At 72.2% G+C, this 17,113-nt stretch carries 13 protein-coding genes; 2 read left to right on the forward strand and 11 right to left on the reverse strand.

Annotation, left to right across the window (positions count from 1 at the left end):
• Positions 1–39: 39 nt before the first annotated feature.
• The 3 genes from galK to galT are packed head-to-tail and all read right to left on the reverse strand — an operon-like array spanning position 40 to position 3,201.
• Positions 40–1,185 carry a galactokinase gene (gene galK / locus C9F11_RS17395; RefSeq protein ID WP_138960160.1) on the reverse strand — a complete coding sequence of 382 codons (1,146 nt, stop codon included), beginning with the start codon at positions 1,183–1,185 and terminating at the stop codon, positions 40–42.
• 7 nt (positions 1,186–1,192) lie between these two features.
• Positions 1,193–2,152, reverse strand: a complete 960-nt coding sequence (gene galE / locus C9F11_RS17400; RefSeq protein WP_138960161.1) for a UDP-glucose 4-epimerase GalE — start codon at positions 2,150–2,152, stop codon at positions 1,193–1,195.
• Positions 2,152–3,201, reverse strand: a complete 1,050-nt coding sequence (gene galT / locus C9F11_RS17405) for a galactose-1-phosphate uridylyltransferase (RefSeq protein ID WP_138960162.1) — start codon at positions 3,199–3,201, stop codon at positions 2,152–2,154. Before galT ends, galE begins: the two co-directional genes overlap by 1 nt.
• 256 nt (positions 3,202–3,457) lie before the next feature.
• On the opposite strand from galT, the gene C9F11_RS17410 reads away from it, so the two are divergent.
• A complete protein-coding gene (locus C9F11_RS17410) occupies positions 3,458–5,143 on the forward strand; it encodes a sodium:solute symporter family protein (RefSeq protein ID WP_138960163.1) in 1,686 nt (561 codons plus the stop codon).
• An 18-nt stretch (positions 5,144–5,161) separates the two neighbouring features.
• Positions 5,162–5,434: a hypothetical protein gene (locus C9F11_RS17415; RefSeq protein WP_030673779.1), complete on the forward strand. Its 273-nt coding sequence runs from the start codon at positions 5,162–5,164 to the stop codon at positions 5,432–5,434.
• Between the two features lie 262 nt (positions 5,435–5,696).
• On the opposite strand, the gene C9F11_RS17420 is transcribed toward C9F11_RS17415, so the two are convergent.
• From C9F11_RS17420 to C9F11_RS17455, 8 genes are all read right to left on the reverse strand, one after another.
• On the reverse strand, positions 5,697–6,404 hold the full coding sequence (locus C9F11_RS17420) for a LuxR C-terminal-related transcriptional regulator (RefSeq protein ID WP_030673776.1): 708 nt from the start codon (positions 6,402–6,404) through the stop codon (positions 5,697–5,699).
• Between the two features lie 290 nt (positions 6,405–6,694).
• Complete coding sequence (locus tag C9F11_RS17425) at positions 6,695–8,740, reverse strand: PQQ-binding-like beta-propeller repeat protein (RefSeq protein ID WP_138960164.1); 2,046 nt, start codon at positions 8,738–8,740, stop codon at positions 6,695–6,697.
• 49 nt (positions 8,741–8,789) lie between these two features.
• Positions 8,790–10,613: a PQQ-binding-like beta-propeller repeat protein gene (locus tag C9F11_RS17430; protein ID WP_138960165.1), complete on the reverse strand. Its 1,824-nt coding sequence runs from the start codon at positions 10,611–10,613 to the stop codon at positions 8,790–8,792.
• 146 nt (positions 10,614–10,759) lie between these two features.
• Positions 10,760–12,565, reverse strand: coding sequence for an ABC-F family ATP-binding cassette domain-containing protein (locus C9F11_RS17435; RefSeq protein WP_138960166.1), 1,806 nt, complete (start codon positions 12,563–12,565; stop codon positions 10,760–10,762).
• 101 nt (positions 12,566–12,666) lie between these two features.
• Entirely contained in the window at positions 12,667–13,590 is a 924-nt protein-coding gene (locus C9F11_RS17440; protein ID WP_138960167.1) for a 4-(cytidine 5'-diphospho)-2-C-methyl-D-erythritol kinase, read from the reverse strand.
• The gene (rsmA, locus tag C9F11_RS17445; RefSeq protein WP_138960168.1) at positions 13,587–14,456 is read right to left on the reverse strand and encodes a 16S rRNA (adenine(1518)-N(6)/adenine(1519)-N(6))-dimethyltransferase RsmA; all 870 of its coding nucleotides are present in this window, start codon (positions 14,454–14,456) and stop codon (positions 13,587–13,589) included. The genes C9F11_RS17440 and rsmA overlap by 4 nt, the downstream gene beginning before the upstream one ends.
• A gap of 114 nt (positions 14,457–14,570) precedes the next feature.
• The gene (locus tag C9F11_RS17450; protein WP_249401767.1) at positions 14,571–16,064 is read right to left on the reverse strand and encodes a resuscitation-promoting factor; all 1,494 of its coding nucleotides are present in this window, start codon (positions 16,062–16,064) and stop codon (positions 14,571–14,573) included.
• A 159-nt stretch (positions 16,065–16,223) separates the two neighbouring features.
• Positions 16,224–17,093 (reverse strand): TatD family hydrolase, encoded by an 870-nt coding sequence (locus C9F11_RS17455; RefSeq protein WP_138960169.1) that lies wholly within the window; start codon positions 17,091–17,093, stop codon positions 16,224–16,226.
• Positions 17,094–17,113: the final 20 nt, after the last annotated feature.

A 17,113-nucleotide genomic window follows, 5' to 3' on the forward strand; every position in this document is an offset into this window, starting at 1 on the left:
TTGTTCGGGAAGGGGCGGGTCTGGGGCGCTCCGCGAGGGCTAGGCCAGGCGGCAGGCCCCCCGCGACGGCTCCGCCTCGAAGATGCGGGGGGCGGGGAAGCCCGCACGGGCGAAGGCGGTGCGGAGGGCCTTCGTGAGGGCCTCCGTCTCGCCCGCCTCCGCGAGGACGACCGCGGAGCCCCCGAACCCGCCCCCGGTCATGCGCGCGCCCAGCGCCCCCGCCCCGCACGCCGTCTCGACGGCGAGGTCGAGTTCGGCGCAGGAGATGCGCAGGTCGTCCCGGAGGGAGGCGTGGCCTTCGGTGAGGAGCGGCCCGATGCCGCGTACGTCGCCCGCGTCGAGGAGCGCCGCGACCCGCTCGACCCGGTGGTCGTCGGAGACGACGTGCCGCACGTAGCGGCGGACGCGGTCGTCGCTCAAGCGGTCCAGGGCCGCGGGGAGTTCGGCGTGCGGGACGTCGCGCAGATGGGTCACGCCGAGCGCGCGCGCCCCGGCCTCGCAGCCCGCGCGCCGCTCGGCGTACGCCCCGTCGCCCAGCTCGTGCTTCACGCGCGTGTCGACGACGAGGAGGCGTAGGCCGTGCGCGGCGAGGTCGAAGGGGACCTGGCGCACGGACAGGTCGCGGCAGTCGAGGTGCAGCACGTGGCCGGGCTCGCAGACGGCGGACGCCGTCTGGTCCATGACGCCGCACGGCACGCCCACGAACGCGTTCTCGGCGCGCTGGGCGATGAGTGCCAACTCCCGCCGGTCTAGGCCGAGTTCGTAGAGGTCGTTCAGGGCGAGCGCCGTCACCACCTCCAGCGCCGCCGAGGAGGACAGGCCCGCCCCGGTCGGCACCGTGGAGGCCAGGTGCAGATCCGCGCCGGCGACCGGGTGCCCGGCCTCGCGCAGCGCCCAGACGACGCCGGCGGGGTAGGCGGCCCAGCCGCCGCTGTCGGAGAGCGGCTGCAGGGCGGCCGCGCCGAGTTCGACGACGGGTCCCTCGACGTCGGCGGAGTGCAGCCGCAGGATCCCGTCGTCGCGGCGGGCGACCGCGGCCACCGCCGTGTGCGGCAGGGCGAGCGGCATCACGAAGCCCTCGTTGAAGTCCGTGTACTCGCCGATGAGGTTGACGCGGCCCGGTGCCGCCCACACCCCGGCGGGTTCGTATCCGTAGAGGGTGGTGAACTCCTCGGCGACGGACATGGGCCGGTTACCCCTTTCGCTGGGCGAAGGCCCAGGCGTCGGCGACGATGCCCGCGAGGCCGGCGCGGGCGGGCCGCCAGCCGAGGCGCTCGTGGGCGGTGGCGGCGGAGGCGACGAGGACCGCCGGGTCGCCGCCCCTGCGCGCGGCCACGACCTCGGGGATCGGGTGCCCGGTCACCTTGCGGACGGTCTCGATGACCTCGCGCACGGAGAAGCCGCTGCCGTTGCCAAGGTTGCAGATGAGGTGTTCGCCCGGCGCGGCGGCGTCGAGGGCGCGCAGATGGGCGTCGGCGAGGTCGGCGACGTGGATGTAGTCGCGCACGCAGGTGCCGTCGGGGGTGGCGTAGTCGTCGCCGAAGACGGAGATCGCCTCGCGCCTGCCCTGGGCGACCTGGAGGACGAGCGGGATGAGGTGGGACTCGGGGTCGTGGCGCTCGCCGAACTCTCCGTAGGCGCCCGCCACGTTGAAGTAGCGCAGGGAGACCGCGCCCAGGCCGTGGGCCTTCGCCTCGCCCGTGATCATGTGGTCGACGGCGAGCTTGGAGGCGCCGTAGGGGGAGGTCGGCGCGGTGGGGTCGGTCTCCTTGATGGGGGTGCTCACCGGTTCGCCGTAGGTCGCGGCGGTGGAGGAGAAGACGAGGGTGCGCACGCCCGCGTCGCGCATGGCGGCGAGGAGCGCCATGGTGCCGCCGACGTTGTTGTCCCAGTACTTCTCGGGCTTGGCGACGGACTCGCCGACCTGGGAGAAGGCGGCGAAGTGCAGGACGCCCGCGTACGAGGAATCCAGCCACTTGGCGGCATCGCGGATGTCGCCCTCGATGAAGGTGGCGCCCGCGGGGACGGCTTCGCGGAAGCCCGTGGCGAGGTTGTCGAGGACCGTGACCTGGTGCCCGGCCTCGATCAGATGCTGTGCGACGACGCTGCCGACATAGCCCGCGCCGCCCGTGACCAGGTACTTCGCACTCATCAACTCGCTACCTCTCGCAGTCGCTCGGCCGCGGTCTCCGGCGGCACGTCATTGATGAACACACTCATGCCGGATTCGGAACCCGCGAGGAACTTCAGCTTGCCCGAAGTGCGGCGAATGGTGAAAAGCTCGAGGTGGAGCGCGAAGTCGTCGCGGTTGACGCCGTCGGGGGCGGCGAAGGGCGCCTGGTGCCAGGCCGCGATGTAGGGGGTCGGGGACCCGTCCGCGGCGAAGAGGCGGTCGAAGCGCTTGAGCAGCTCCAGATAGACGCCGGGGAACTCGGCGCGCGCCGCCTCGTCGAGGGCGAGCAGGTCGGGGACGCGGCGCTTGGGGTAGAGGTGCACCTCGTAGGGCCAGTGCGCGGCGTACGGCACGAAGGCCACCCAGTGCGCGGCGTCCAGGACGACGCGTTCGCCCGCGCGCTCGTCGGCGAGGACGTCGTCGAAGAGGTTGCGGCCGCCGGTGGTCTCCTTGTGCGCGGCCAGGGAGCGCAGCATCAGGGCCGTGCGGGGGGTCACGAAGGGGTAGGCGTAGATCTGGCCGTGCGGGTGGCCGAGGGTCACGCCGATCTCCGCGCCCCGGTTCTCGAAGCAGAACACCTGCTGGACGGCGGGCAGGTGGGACAGCTCGGCGGTGCGGTCGGTCCAGGCGTCCAGGACGAGGCGGGCCTGCTCCTCGGTGAGGTCGGCGAAGGACGCGGCGTGGTCGGAGGTGAAGCAGACGACCTCGCAGCGGCCCGCGTCGCCCGCGAGGGAGGGGAAGCGGTTCTCGAAGACCACGACGTCGTACGTGGACTCGGGGATCTCGGTGGGCCGCTCGGGGGTGGAGGGGCACAGGGGGCACTGATCGGCCGGGGGGTGGTAGGTGCGGCCCTGGCGGTGGGAGGCGATCGCGACGCTGTCGCCGAGGAGGGGGTCCCGGCGGATCTCGGAGGTGGTGGCGACGGCGTCGAGGGGGCGCCGGTCGGGGGCGGCGCGGACGGTGTCGTCGCGCGCGTCGTAGTAGATGAGCTCACGACCGTCAGCGAGACGCGTCGAGGTCTTCTTCACGTGTGGGGCTCCTCATCCGGCCCGCCAACAGAACCGAACATAACAAACCACAAGCCAACAGCATCGTCAATGCCCACCGCCGGTGCGCATCCCCCACACCGTCAGTAATCACGTAAACCAGGCGCCCAGAGGGACTCGATCACAATCAAACAAAGAACATCAACAGAACTGTTCACTTACTGAAGCGGGCGGCGTAGGTTCCCGTCTGATCGGTTCGCGTGCCGAAGCGAGTTCTCATCGGATCCCGGAGTTCTGCATGCCCGCACCCACGTACACCCTGGCCGAGGGGCTCCGGCTGCCCACCAACGGCCTCGACTACACCATCCTCGCCCTCTACTTCGTGGTCGTCCTCGGCATCGGGTTCGCCGCCCGGCGCTCCGTGCGGACCAGCCTGGACTTCTTCCTGTCCGGCCGCTCGCTGCCCGCCTGGGTGACCGGCCTCGCCTTCGTGGCCGCCAACCTCGGCGCCACCGAGATCCTCGGCATGGCCGCGACCGGCGCGCAGTACGGCGTCGCCGTCGTGCACTGGTACTGGATCGGCGCCATCCCCGCGATGGTCTTCCTGGGCCTCGTGATGATGCCCTTCTACTACCGCTCGAAGGTGCGCTCGGTCCCCGAGTTCCTGCTCCAGCGCTTCGACAGGTCCGCCCATCTGCTCAGCTCGGCGCTCTTCGCCTTCGCCGCGATCCTCATCGCGGGCGTGAACCTCTACGCCCTGTCGATCGTCGTGGAGGCGCTGCTCGGCTGGCCGCAGTGGGTGGCGATCGTGGTCGCCGGGATCTTCGTGCTCGCGTACATCACCATCGGCGGCCTTTCCTCGGCGATCTACAACGAGGTCCTCCAGTTCTTCGTCATCCTCGCCGCGCTCATCCCGCTCTGCGTCATCGGCATGAAGAAGGTCGGCGGCTGGGACGGCCTGAGCGGCAACCTGGAGAAACAGCACGGGGACAACTTCCTCACCGCCTGGGGCGGCACCGGCATCGGCGACCCCAACCCGCTCGGCGCCAACTGGCTGACCATCGTCCTGGGTCTCGGCTTCGTGCTCTCCTTCGGCTACTGGACGACCAACTTCGCCGAGGTGCAGCGCGCCCTGTCCGCGAAGAACCTCTCCGCCGCGCAGCGCACCCCGCTGATCGCCGCGTTCCCGAAGATGTTCATCGTGTTCCTGGTGATGCTGCCCGGCCTCATCGCGGCCGTGCTCGTCCCGAAGATCGGCACGGCGGACTCGGACCTCACCTACAACGACGCGATCCCCTATCTGATGCAGGAGCTGCTGCCCAACGGCGTCCTCGGCATCGCGGTCACCGGCCTGCTCGCCGCGTTCATGGCGGGCATGGCGGCCAACGTGTCCTCCTTCAACACCGTGTTCACGTACGACATCTGGGCGCGGTACGTGGTCACGGGGCGCGAGGACGGCTACTACCTGAGGTTCGGCCGGCTCATCACCGCGATCGGCGTGCTCGCCTCGATCGGCACGGCCTTCATCGCCTCGTCCTTCTCCAACATCATGGGCTACCTCCAGACGCTGTTCTCCTTCTTCAACGTCCCGATGTTCGTGGTCTTCGTCATCGGCATGTTCTGGAAGCGCGCCTCCATGAAATCCGGTGTGTGGGGCCTGGTCGCGGGCACCAGTGCCGCGATGCTCAACTACTTCTGGATCTACAAGCAGGGCGTCGTCGACATCCCCACCGACCAGGGCGCCAACTTCGTCTCCGCGATCGTCGGCTTCGTCGCCGGCGCGGTGGTGATGGTGGTGGTCACGCTCTTCACCGCGCCCAAGCCCGAGGCCGAGCTCGCCGGGCTCGTGTACGGCACCGCGTCGCCGGGCCTGGAGGACGACGGCGCCGAGCCGGGCGACTCCGCCTGGTACCGCAGGCCCGCGCTGCTCGGGTGGGGCGCGGTGGTGCTCGCCGCGGCCTGCTACGTCCCCTACTCGTTCTGACCGGAGGTCCGAGCCACCATGTCCGACCTGCAGAAGGAAGTCTCCGACCTGGAGCGGAAGTCCGCGACGGCCGCGCGCCTCTTCGACATCCGGCGCATCATCGGGGGCCTGTTCGTCGTCTACGGCGTGATCGTGACGATCGCGGGGATCACGGCGTCCGACGCCGACCTCGACAAGGCCGAGGGCATCAACATCAACCTCTGGACCGGCCTGGGCATGCTCGCCCTCGGCCTCTTCTTCCTCACCTGGCTGTGGCTCCGGCCGACGCCGCCCCCTGTCCGGGAGGACTGACCCACGTGGGACGCCCCTGACCCGCCCCTTCCCGCTCCGGGGGCTGCCGCCCCCGTACCCCCGCTTTTCGGCGCTCCGCGCCTCGTCCTCAAACGCCGGACGGGCTGGATGTCTCCGGTGCGGGCCGCGTCTCGTCCGCAGGCCGCGGACCCATCCCGGCCGGCAGACGGGATGCGGCGCGCAGCGGCACTCTTCAGCCCGTCCGGCGTTTGAGGACGAGGCCGGAGGCCGATAGCGGCCGGGCCACGGTGGGCTGTGGGGGCTACTGGGGCGTGCCCGAGTTGTTCACGCGGCCGCCCGAGGCGGGGCGTTCCGCGCGGTCGAGGAGCCCCGTGCGGGCAGCGAGGGCGGCCGCTTCGAGGCGGGAGCCGACGCCCAGTTTCATCAGCACGCGCTGCACATGGGTCCGCGCCGTACTGGGCGCGATCCCCATGCCCGCCGCGATGAGCCGCGTGTCCTCACCGTCCGCGACCCGTACGAGCACCTCGACCTCACGCGGCGTGAGCATCTGGAGGAGCCGCTGCCCCTCGTCGTCGGGCTGTGCCGCGGGGTTGAGCAGCTCGCTGAAGGCGCCTTGGAGCAATTGGGGCGCGACGGCGGCCTCACCGGCGCGCGCCTTCATGATGGCGCGCTCGACTCCTTCGATGCGCTCGTCGTGCCGTACGTACCCGGAGGCGCCGGAGGCGAAGGCCGCCGCGATGCCGCGCGGCGACGGCACGGGCCCGAGCACCACCACGGCCACCTGCGGACGCTCCCGCTTGATCTTGACCACGGGGTCGAACATGCCCGGCTCGGCCGGTGTCGCCGTGCCGAGGAGGCACACCTCGGGGGCCCTGCTGATGACCAGTTCGGCCGCGCCCGCGGCCGGGGCGGCCGCGGCCAGCACCCGGTGCCCGCGCAGCTTGAGCGCCGACGCGAGCGCCTCGGCGAGCAGACGGTGGTCGTCGACCACCATGAGCCGCACACCCATCGAGCAACCCCCCAATGTCCCCCACGGATTCCCCCACTGGTCCCCCCACGGACCCGGGGCCCCGGCCCTCCATCCCCCGGAAGCTACACGCTTGTTCGACGTTGCGCTGCCCCTACCGTCCAGATGCAGCCCTGGATGCCGAAATCACTGCCTTTGGGGTAGCGGCAGTACGGGAGTACGGAGAGTGAACGGCCCCGGAGACGGGAAAGGCCCCGGACCGCGTGGTCCGGGGCCTTTCGTGGCGGTGTGTGACCGGTGCCCGAACGGTCGGGCACCGGTCGCACACCGGCTCACTCCGTGGTGAAGCCGAGCGCGATGTACTCCTTGTCGTCCTTGGAGTACGGCTTGCTGATCAGCTCCTTGCCCATGAACAGATGGCCGTTGCCGTACAGGACCTCGTTGGACTTGGGGACCATGCCGCTGATGGCGCTGCTGACCGATTCGGTCGCGGGCGTCTCCAGGAGCGTGGTCTCCTTCATCGACTTGCCGTCGAGCGAGACGACCTTGGCGCCCTTGTTGTAGCCGCCACCCTTGTACGCGAGGACGTTGCCGCCGTCCATGCGCAGCGGGAACATCTCGCCGTCCTTGCCCGCGTCCGCGCGGTCACCGGTGGTCTTGCCCGTGGCCAGCGAGAAGCCGATGATCTCGTTGGTGAAGCCGTAGCCGGAGCCGCCCGCGTCGTGCTGGCGCGTGGGCACGTACAGCTTGTCGTTGCCGACGGCGATCGCGCGGCAGCTGTAGACCTTGTTGACGTCGCAGTCGTGGGAGTACTTGCCGTCCTCCAGCTTGATGCGGGCGCGCAGCTTGCCGTTGTTGCTCAGCGAGAAGACGTCCGTGGCACCGCTGGCGGTGATCTCCTCGGTGTCCTGGCCGAAGACGACCGGGCTGGTCGAGATGATCTTGGCGTTGTCGATGCCCGCGGCCAGCGCGTAACTCCACTTGACGTCGCCCGACTTGGGGTCGATCAGCTGGATCTTCAGCTTGGGGTCGTCGTAGTCGCCGCACTTGCGGACCGCGACGAGCTGCTCGCCGCCCGCGTAGCCGACGTCCTTGCACTTGTCGCCGATCTGCGGCTTCCACAGGAGCTTGCCGGAGAGGTCCCAGGCGGCGCCGGTGCCGCCGGTGCCGGAGCCCGCGGCGATGGTGGAGCCGGAGATGGTGATCTCCTCGAACTCCACCTTCATGCCGCTGTTGGTGACGTCCTTGGTCCACAGCTTCTTGCCGGTCTTCACGTTGACCGCGGAGACCTGGCTGCAGTCCGGGTACTTGTTCGCCTTGGTGGCCTTGGCGTCCTTGGCGACGACCGCGGCGATGCCGTCCTTGGTGATCTCCTTGGAGACCGCGCAGGTCTCGCCGGTGAGCGGAACCGACCACTTCTGCTTGCCGGACGCGGGGTCGTAGGCGATCAGGGCGTGGTCCTTGTCCTTGCCCTGGTAGCCGGACTTGACGACGACGTCGTCGGTCAGCCAGGAGCCCTCGACGCTCCACACGTCGTCCTTGGGGACGGCCGGGGCGGGGACCTGGAAGGCCACCTTGGCGCCGGTGTCCGCCGGGGCCTTCTCCTTGGCGGGGCCGCCGGAGGGCAGGTCCTTCTTGTCGCCGCCCTTGCCGTCCTTGCCGCCGTCCTTCTTGGCGCTGGCGCTCTTGTCGTCGTCCTTCTTCGTGGACGCGTAGATCACGCCGCCGCCGACGATCAGCGCGATCGCGGCGACCGCCGCGACGATGATCGTCATCTGCTTCTTCTTGCCGCTGGCACCGCCGGGGCCGCCGGGGCCCGTGGGCTGCGGCTGCATCGACACGGTGGGCGGCTGCGGGTAGCCGTACTGCTGCTGTCCCGGCGCGCCGGGCTGGCCCGGGTAGCCGTAACCGGGCTGCTGGCCGTAGGCGGGCGCGGCGGGCTGGCCGTACGCGGGGGCCGCGGGCTGGCCGTACGCGGGGGCCGCGGGCTGGCCGTACGCGGGGGCCGCGGGCTGGCCGTACGCGGGGGCCGCGGGCTGGCCGTACGCGGGGGCCGCGGGCTGGCCGTACGCGGGCGGGGCGGGCGGCGCCTGCGGCGGAGCGGCGGGCGGCGGGGTCTGCGGCGGGGCCGCGGGCGGCGGCGTCTGGGGCGGCGGCGTCTGGGGCGGCTGCGGGGCCTGGGGCGCCTGGGGCGCCTGCGGGTAGCCGTACGGCGCCTGGCCCGGCTGGCCCTGCGGGGGCGGCGGCGGGGTGCCCGGTGCCTGCGGGTAGCCGTAGCCCGGCTCCGGGGCCTTGCCGAAACCGCCGGACGGCGGTTCCTGCGGGGCGCCGAACCCGCCCTGCGGGGGCTCGTTGGGCGGCTGAGGCGGCTGAGTCATGACGTGTTTTCCTTGGGGGGACGGAAGGGGAACGAGGCGTGGGGGAGGGTCACTTGCCGTAGGCGAGCATCAGCTTCTCGCGGCCCTGCGCGCTGCCGGACAGCCGCGTGGTGGAGAGGTAGAAGCGCCCGTCCACGTAGTCGATCGCCTTCGAGAAGAAGCCGTTCTCGATCTTCGCCGTGCCCTCGGGGTTCCTGAGGAGCGTCTTCGGCGCGTGCGAGCCGCTCGGCGCGATGGAGACGACCTGACCACCGGTGCTGTACGACGGCTTGACGTAGGCGACGAGCCGGCCGTCCTGCATCTTCATCGGCATCATCGAGGTGTCCGACGGCGACTTGACGCGCCAGTTCGCCTTGCCGGTGTTCAGACCGATCGCGACGATCTCGTTGGCGCCGCTCGTCTTCTTGGTCGGCAGGTAGAGGTACGTGTCGTCGGCGACGGCGCCCTCGCAGCCCTGGAGGTCGCTCACCATGACGCCGCCCCAGCCGCACTCGGGCGCGAAGTCCTCGTTGACCCGGACCTCGGAACGGGTCGCGGAGCTACCCGGCTTGAGCGTGGTGATGTTCCACTGCTTCTTGTCCTCGTTGGTGAGGTAGAGGACGGCCGGGGTGGTGGAGTAGACCTTGTTCAGACGCCAGCCCTTGGGGAACTTCTTCGTCCACTTGGCCTTGCCCGTCTTCGGGTCCAGCTCCTGGACCTCGTCGTGCTCGGTGGGCGTGCTGGCGCCGCAGGACAGCGCCCGCAGCATCCGGTCACCGCCGGTGAAGCCGTTCGGGAAGCAGGTGCCCTCGTCCTTCTTGCGGGAGACGAAGAGCTCGTCGCCGCCGCTCATGCTGTACGCGGTGCCTGACTGCGAGCGGCCGACCATCAGCGTGTCGCCGGTGATGGTCAGCTCGATGCTGAGCGTGGAGTCGAAGAGACCTTCCTCCTTGATCTGCTTCTGCCAGCCCTTCTTGCCCGTCTTCAGGTCGACGACCTGGAGCTGGTCGCACTTGGCGTCGCTCTTGGTGCCGCCCTTGTACGCGATGACGACCTTGCCGTCCTCGCTGACCTGCTTGGACGCCGCGCAGATGTCCTGGGGCAGTTCGAGGGCGGGCCAGGCGGGCTTGCCCGACGCGGCGTCGTAGCCGAGGACTTCCTTGTAGACGGCCTTCACGGCGACGCCGTCCTGGACCCACATGCCGGGGGCGTCCGCGCCCTTGCCGGGGGCCTTGGGGGCCTCCTTGTACCAGAGCACCTTCGACTCGCCGGGCTTGCGGCCCTCGTTGAGGTCCTCCTTGCCCGCGTGGCCGTCGCCGCTGCCGTCGCCCGGGTTGACCGGGGCGGAGGCGGTGGGCTTGGGGCCCTTGTTCTTGGACTCGGACTTCTTCTCGTCGTCACCGCCGCTGGTGAGCGCGTACACCGCGCCGCCCGCGACGAGCAGGGTGGCCACCGCGGCCCCGATGATCACCGCGGTCTTGCCCTTGAAGGGGCTCTTGCCGCCGCCACCGCCGGGCGGGGGCGGGGTCGCCGGGCCGCCCGGGTACTGCTGCTGCGGGAAGCCGTAACCGGCGGGCTGCTGCTGGCCGTAGGGGCCGGGCTGCTGGGGCTGGCCGTAGGGGCCGGGCTGCGGGGGCTGGCCGTACGGGCCCGGCTGCTGGGGCTGGCCGTAGGGGCCGGGCTGCGGGGGCTGGCCGTACGGGCCCGGCTGCTGCGGATAGCCGTACGCGCCGGCCTGCGCGGGCGGCTGCTGGGGCCGGCCGTAGCCGGGCTGCGGGGCCGGGGGAGGCGACTGTGGCGGACCCGCGGGAGGCGACTGCGGCTGCCGCGGGTCCTGTGGATCCTGTGGAGCTCCGAAGCCGCCGTGCGGCGGCTGATTGGGCGGCTGAGTCATCAGCGCTTCCCCCTTCACTGATTTTTCGGCACGCCAAGTGGTGCTCAGGCCGACCTTTCTATCACTCCAATCAAGCCATGGCCGGGACCGGTCCTGACCCTGTACCCAAGGGCGGACCGGCCCGTGATGCGTCTGTTATGCGATGCTCACGCGTTCTCCGCGAGCTCCAGCCAGCGCATTTCCAACTCTTCACGCTCGCTGCCGAGTTCGCGCAGTTCGGCGTCCAGTTTGGCCACCTTCTCGAAGTCTGTGGCGTTATCGGCGATCTGCGTGTGGAGGGTGCTCTCCTTGGCCGAGATCTTGTCCAGCTGCCGCTCGATCTTCTGGAGTTCCTTCTTCGCGGCGCGCACGTCGGCGGCGGAGGCCGCCTTGGTCTCCGGCTCGGGGCGCGCGGCGGGCGCCGGGGCCGCGGCCTCGGTCATCCGCTGCCTGCGCTCCAGGTACTCGTCGATGCCGCGCGGCAGCATCCGCATCGTGGCGTCGCCGAGCAGCGCGTGTACCCGGTCCGTGGTGCGCTCGACGAAGAACCGGTCGTGGGAGATCACGATCATCGAGCCGGGCCAGCCGTCGAGCAGGTCCTCCAGCTGCGTCAGGGTCTCGATGTCGAGGTCGTTGGTGGGCTCGTCGAGGAACAGCACGTTCGGCTCGTCCATGAGGAGGCGGAGCAGCTGGAGCCTGCGGCGCTCACCGCCGGACAGGTCGCCGACCGGCGTCCACTGCTTCTCCTTGCTGAAGCCGAACGTCTCGCACAGCTGGCCCGCGGTCATCTCCCGGCCCTTGCCGAGGTCGACGCGCTCGCGCACCTGCTGCACGGCCTCCAGGACGCGCGTGGCCGGGTCGAGCTCGGCGACCTCCTGGGAGAGGTAGGCGAGCTTCACGGTCTTGCCGACGGCGATCCGCCCGGCCACGGGCTGCGTCTCGCCCTCGGAGCGGGCGGCGTCCGCCATGGCCCGCAGGAGCGAGGTCTTGCCCGCGCCGTTCACGCCCACCAGGCCGATGCGGTCGCCCGGGCCGAGCTGCCACGTCAGGTGCTTCAGGAGCAGCTTGGGACCGGCCTGGACGGACACGTCCTCCAGGTCGAAGACGGTCTTGCCGAGCCGCGTGGTGGCGAACTTCATCAGCTCGCTGGTGTCGCGCGGCGCCGGGACGTCCTTGATCAGCTCGTTGGCGGCCTCGACGCGGAAGCGCGGCTTGGAGGTGCGGGCGGGGGCGCCGCGGCGCAGCCACGCCAGCTCCTTGCGGACCAGGTTCTGCCGCTTGGTCTCCTCGGTGGCGGCGATGCGCTCGCGCTCGGCGCGCGCGAAGACGTAGTCGGAGTAGCCGCCCTCGTACTCGTAGACGTCTCCGCGCTGGACGTCCCACATGCGGGTGCACACCTGGTCGAGGAACCAGCGGTCGTGCGTCACGCACACGAGCGCCGAGCGGCGCTCGCGCAGGTGCCGGGCGAGCCAGGAGATGCCCTCCACGTCGAGGTGGTTGGTGGGCTCGTCGAGCACGATCAGGTCCTGCTCGGCGATGAGCAGCTGGGCGAGCGCGATGCGGCGGCGCTCGCCGCCGGACAGCGGGCCGATGACGGTGTCGAGGCCCTGCGGGAAGCCCGGCAGGTCGAGGCCGCCGAAGAGGCCCGTGAGGACGTCCCGGATCTTGGCGTTCCCGGCCCACTCGTGGTCGGCGAGGTCGCCGATGACCTCGTGCCGCACGGTCGCCGCGGGGTCGAGCGAGTCGTGCTGGGTCAGTACGCCGAGGCGCAGGCCGCCGCTGTGCGTGACGCGCCCGGTGTCGGGGTCCTCCAGCTTGGCGAGCATCCGGATGAGGGTCGTCTTGCCGTCTCCGTTGCGTCCGACGACGCCGATGCGGTCGCCCTCGGAGACGCCGAGCGAGACGCCGTCGAGCAGCGCGCGGGTGCCGTACACCTTGCTGACTGCCTCGACATTGACGAGGTTGACGGCCATTTCACTCCTGACGACGGAAGACGAACCCGACCGTCCAGCGTAGTCGCCCGCCGCACGGACCTCCGGCGCCAGGAGCGCGCGGAACCGGCAGAGCGCGCGGGCTAGCGGAGCGCGCGGGGCTGACGGAGGGCGCTGGGCCGGCGGACCGTGGCCCCGGGCGCGGGCGAGGTCGCCGTGCGGGCCGTGCGGCAGGTGCCGGACGCGCGCAGGGCCGCGGCGACCTGCTCGGCGGCGTCCGCGTCCTTGACCAGGAAGGCGGTCGTCGGGCCCGAGCCGGAGACCAGGGCGGCGAGCGCGCCCGCCGCGGTGCCCGCCGCCAGGGTGTCGGCGAGCGCGGGGAACAGCGAGAGCGCGGCGGCCTGGAGGTCGTTCGACAGGGCGGCCGCGAGGGCCGTGGCGTCGCCGGTGCGCAGCGCCTCCAGGAGGGCCGTGGAGGCCTGCGGGGCGGGGGCGTCGGGGGTGAGGCGGTCGAACTCGCGGTACACGGCGGGCGTGGAGAGGCCGCCGTCGGCGAGGGCGAACACCCAGTGGAAGTCGCCGCCCACCGCCAGTTCCTGGAGCCGCTCGCCGCGCCCGGTGCCGAGGGCGGCGCCGCCGACCAGGCTGAACGGCACGTCGCTGCCCAGCTCGGCGCAGATGTCGAGCAGCTCGGCGCGGGTCGCGCCGGTCCCCCAGAGCGCGTCGCAGGCGAGCAGGGCGCCCGCGCCGTCCGCACTGCCGCCCGCCATGCCGCCCGCGACGGGGATGTCCTTGGCGATGTGGATGTGCACGTCGGCGGAGCGGCCGTGGCGCTCGGCGAGGGCGAGGGCCGCGCGGGCCGCGAGGTTGCCGCGGTCCAGGGGCACCTGGGCGGCGTCGGGGCCCGAGCAGGTGACGCGCAGCTCGTCGGCGGGCGCCACCGTCACCTCGTCGTAGAGGCCGACGGCGAGGAAGACGTTGGCGAGGTCGTGGAAGCCGTCGGGGCGGGCGGGGCCCACGGCGAGCTGCACGTTGACCTTCGCGGGGACGCGGACGGTGACGCTCACGCCGCGGCCCCCTTGTGCTCGGCGATCCGCGCGAACTCCTCGACGGTCAGGGACTCGCCGCGCGCCTGCGGGGACACGCCCGCGGCGACCAGGGCGGCCTCGGCCGCGGCGGCGGAGCCCGCCCAGCCGGCGAGGGCGGCGCGCAGCGTCTTGCGGCGCTGGGCGAAGGCGGCGTCCACGACGGCGAACACCTCCTGCTTGGAAGCCGTGGTCTTGACCGGCTCGGCGCGGCGGACCAGGGACACGAGGCCGGAGTCGACGTTCGGCGCGGGCCAGAAGACGTTGCGCCCGATGGCGCCCGCGCGCTTGACGTCCGCGTACCAGTTGGCCTTCACGGACGGGACGCCGTACACCTTCGAGCCGGGGGCGGCGGCGAGGCGGTCGGCGACCTCGGCCTGCACCATCACGAGGGTGCGCTCCAGGCTGGGGAAGGTGTCCAGCATGTGCAGCAGCACGGGGACGGCGACGTTGTACGGGAGGTTCGCGACCAGGGCCGTCGGGGCGGGGCCCGGCAGCTCGCGCACCAGCATGGCGTCGCTGTGCACGAGGGCGAAGGAGTCCGCCTTCGCCGGGAGCCGGGCCGCGATCGTCGCCGGGAGGGCCCCGGCCAGCACGTCGTCGATCTCCACGGCGGTGACGTGCGCGGCCGTCTCCAGGAGCGCGAGGGTCAGCGAGCCGAGGCCCGGGCCCACCTCGACCACGACGTCGGCGGGGCGGACCTCCGCGGTGCGGACGATGCGGCGGACGGTGTTCGCGTCGATGACGAAGTTCTGGCCGCGCTGCTTGGTCGGCCGGACGCCGAGGGTCGCGGCCAGCTCGCGGATGTCGGCGGGGCCCAGGAGGGCGTCGTGCTCGGTGCTACTCACCGCCCCAGGGTATCCGCGTGCCGCCCTGCCCCCGGCCGGACGGCACCCCTGACCCTGCGGGCCGATGGGCAGGTGGGCGGGGCCCCGGTGATCGCTGCTGGTCGGAGCCCGGGGCTAGAGGCGTTTGCCGCAGTGCGGCCAGGGGCTCGCGCCGCGCTGGACGTAGAGCTTCTTCGCGCGGTGGGTCTGTTCGGCGGCGGGGGCGTCCTGGGGGCGTCCGGAGCCGCCGAGGCCCTGCCAGGTGCGCGTGTCGAACTGGTAGAGCCCGCCGTAGGTGCCGGAGGGGTCGACCGCGTTGGGCCGTCCCCCGGACTCGCAGTGCGCGAGGGCGCCCCAGTCGAGCCCGTCGGCCCCGGGCACGGACGTGGGCGGGGCCTTCGTGCCGACCTTCACGATGCGCGTCTGCGGCTCGCGCACCACCTCGCTCTTGATGCGCCGCGGCTTCTGCTTCACGCCGTTGACGGTGCGCAGCGCGTAGGTGACCCGCCGGGCCCCTGCGTGCCCGGCCTGCACCACGGCCTCCGTGCCGCGCAGCAGCGAGGCGTCCTCGGTCTTGCGGACCTCGAAGGGGATGACCTCCTCGCGCACCTCCTTGCGGCCGGAGATGCGCATGACGGTGATGGTCTGCCCGTCGCGCGGGAAGCTGTCCGGCGGCACGGACGTCGTGTCGGAGCCGCGCAGGGTGACGCCGGACTCCTCCACGGCCTCGCGGACGGTCGCGGCGTTGGTGCGGAGGGTGCGGGCCCGGCCGTCGGCCATGACGGTCACGGTGCGCTCGGTGCGGACGTCGAGTTCGAGGCCCTCGCGGGCGATGCGCTTGCTGCGCGAGGCCGACAGATAGGCGCCCTCGGCGCGCACGCCGAGCTGGCGCAGCGCGCCGTCGACGGTGCGGGCGGTGGTCCACACCTGGCGGCTCCTGCCGTCGAGGGTGAGTTGCACGGGGCGGCCGTAGCGGACGGCGATCTCGTCGCCGCTGGCGAGCACGGTCCCGGCGGTGGGCGCCACGATGTCGTGGGTGCCGACGTCGACGCCCTCGTCGGCGAGGAGCTCCCCGACGTCGTCGGCGAAGGTGTGCAGGGTGCGGGACTTGCCGTCGACGCTGAGCTGGATGGCCTTGTCGTTGGCGACGAAGGCGGAGGTGCCGCCCGCGAGGAAGGCGACGACGAGGGCCTGCGGGACGAGCCTGCGCAGGCCGTCGGGCCGCTCGCCGCTCCGCTTGCGCCGCGCGGCGCGCCGGGTCCGGGCGCGCCCCGCGCTCCGGGGCCCCTCGGCCTGCCGGGGCAGCGGGGGCACGGTGTCGGCCTCGGCATCGGCGTCCTGGGCGGGCTCGGCGCTCCCGGGCCCGCCCGGGTCGTCCAGGGCCCCGGCCCCGGCGTACTCGACGTGCCCGTCCTGCTCGGCGTATCCGCCGTACTCCGTGGCGCCGGGCGCGCTCCCGTCGCCGCCGACCGCGTACGCGCCGTACTCCCCGGCCCCCGGGGCCATTTCGTACGCGGGCCGGTACGGATCCTCGTACCCTCCGTGCCCCACGGCGGCCGTGCCGCCCCCGTACGGCTCGTGGGGCGCGAACGGCGCCTGCCCATACGTCTCGTACTGCGGTGTGCTCACGGCGACGCTCCAGCTGACATGTGAACCACTGACAAGCCATGTGCAGATCGGCTTGCAGAACCTAGCGGAGCGGCCGTCACTCTCCAAAGCAGGGTGACTACTCTGTGTCGCGGCACTGCCCCAGGCTGTCAGGCCCTGGAACGCTTCGGCCGTTATCGATCAGTAAGCAAAGGCGCGGGCCGTGTTCGCCGAGACGGCCGCGGCCATGGCGTCCTCGTCGAGACCCTTCACCTCGGCCATGGCGCGCAGCGTGACCGGAATGAGATACGGGGCGTTGGGCCGTCCGCGGTAGGGCGCGGGGGTCAGGAACGGGGCGTCGGTCTCGACCAGGACGAGCTCCAGCGGGGCCACGGCGAGCGCCTCGCGCAGGTGTCCCGCGTTCTTGAAGGTGACGTTGCCCGCGAAGGACATGAAGTAGCCGTGCTCCGCGCACACCTCGGCCATCGCGGCGTCGCCGGAGTAGCAGTGGAAGACGGTGCGCTCGGGGGCGCCCTCCTCCTTGAGGACGCGCAGCACGTCGTCGTGGGCCTCGCGGTCGTGGATGACCAGGGCCTTGCCGTGCCGCTTGGCGATCTCGATGTGGGCGCGGAAGGACCGTTCCTGCGCGGCCATGCCCTCCGGGCCGGTGCGGAAGTGGTCGAGGCCGGTCTCGCCGACGCCCTTGACGTGCGGCAGCGCGGCGAGCCGGTCGATCTCGGCGAGCGCCTCGTCGAGCGCGGCCTCGCCTCCGGCCGCGCGCGCCCCCTGCCGCGACCATCCGTCGGGATCGCCGTGCACGATCCGCGGCGCCTCGTTCGGGTGAAGGGCCACCGCCGCGTGGACGGCGGCGTGCGCCGCGGCGGTCTCGGCGGCCCACCGGGACCCGGCGACGTCGCAGCCGACCTGGACGACCGTGGTCACGCCCACCGACGCGGCCTTGGCGAGCGCCTCCTCGACGGTGGCGGACTGCATGTCCAGGTGGGTGTGGGAGTCGGCGACCGGGACCCTGAGCGGGGCGGGGGCCGGGGGCGGGGTGGTGTCGGCGGGCATGCCCCGATCCTACGGAGCCC

Origin of the sequence: Streptomyces sp. YIM 121038, assembly GCF_006088715.1 — a bacterium.
In the GTDB taxonomy this organism is placed as follows: domain Bacteria; phylum Actinomycetota; class Actinomycetes; order Streptomycetales; family Streptomycetaceae; genus Streptomyces.

Coding starts and splice junctions, on each gene's coding strand:
- galK (WP_138960160.1), bottom strand. CDS start 1,185: ATGTCCGTCGCCGAGGAGTTCACCACCCTCTACGGATACGAACCCGCC.
- galE (WP_138960161.1), bottom strand. CDS start 2,152: ATGAGTGCGAAGTACCTGGTCACGGGCGGCGCGGGCTATGTCGGCAGC.
- C9F11_RS17410 (WP_138960163.1), top strand. CDS start 3,458: ATGCCCGCACCCACGTACACCCTGGCCGAGGGGCTCCGGCTGCCCACC.
- C9F11_RS17415 (WP_030673779.1), top strand. CDS start 5,162: ATGTCCGACCTGCAGAAGGAAGTCTCCGACCTGGAGCGGAAGTCCGCG.
- C9F11_RS17420 (WP_030673776.1), bottom strand. CDS start 6,404: ATGGGTGTGCGGCTCATGGTGGTCGACGACCACCGTCTGCTCGCCGAG.
- C9F11_RS17425 (WP_138960164.1), bottom strand. CDS start 8,740: ATGACTCAGCCGCCTCAGCCGCCCAACGAGCCCCCGCAGGGCGGGTTC.
- C9F11_RS17430 (WP_138960165.1), bottom strand. CDS start 10,613: ATGACTCAGCCGCCCAATCAGCCGCCGCACGGCGGCTTCGGAGCTCCA.
- C9F11_RS17435 (WP_138960166.1), bottom strand. CDS start 12,565: ATGGCCGTCAACCTCGTCAATGTCGAGGCAGTCAGCAAGGTGTACGGC.
- C9F11_RS17455 (WP_138960169.1), bottom strand. CDS start 17,093: ATGCCCGCCGACACCACCCCGCCCCCGGCCCCCGCCCCGCTCAGGGTC.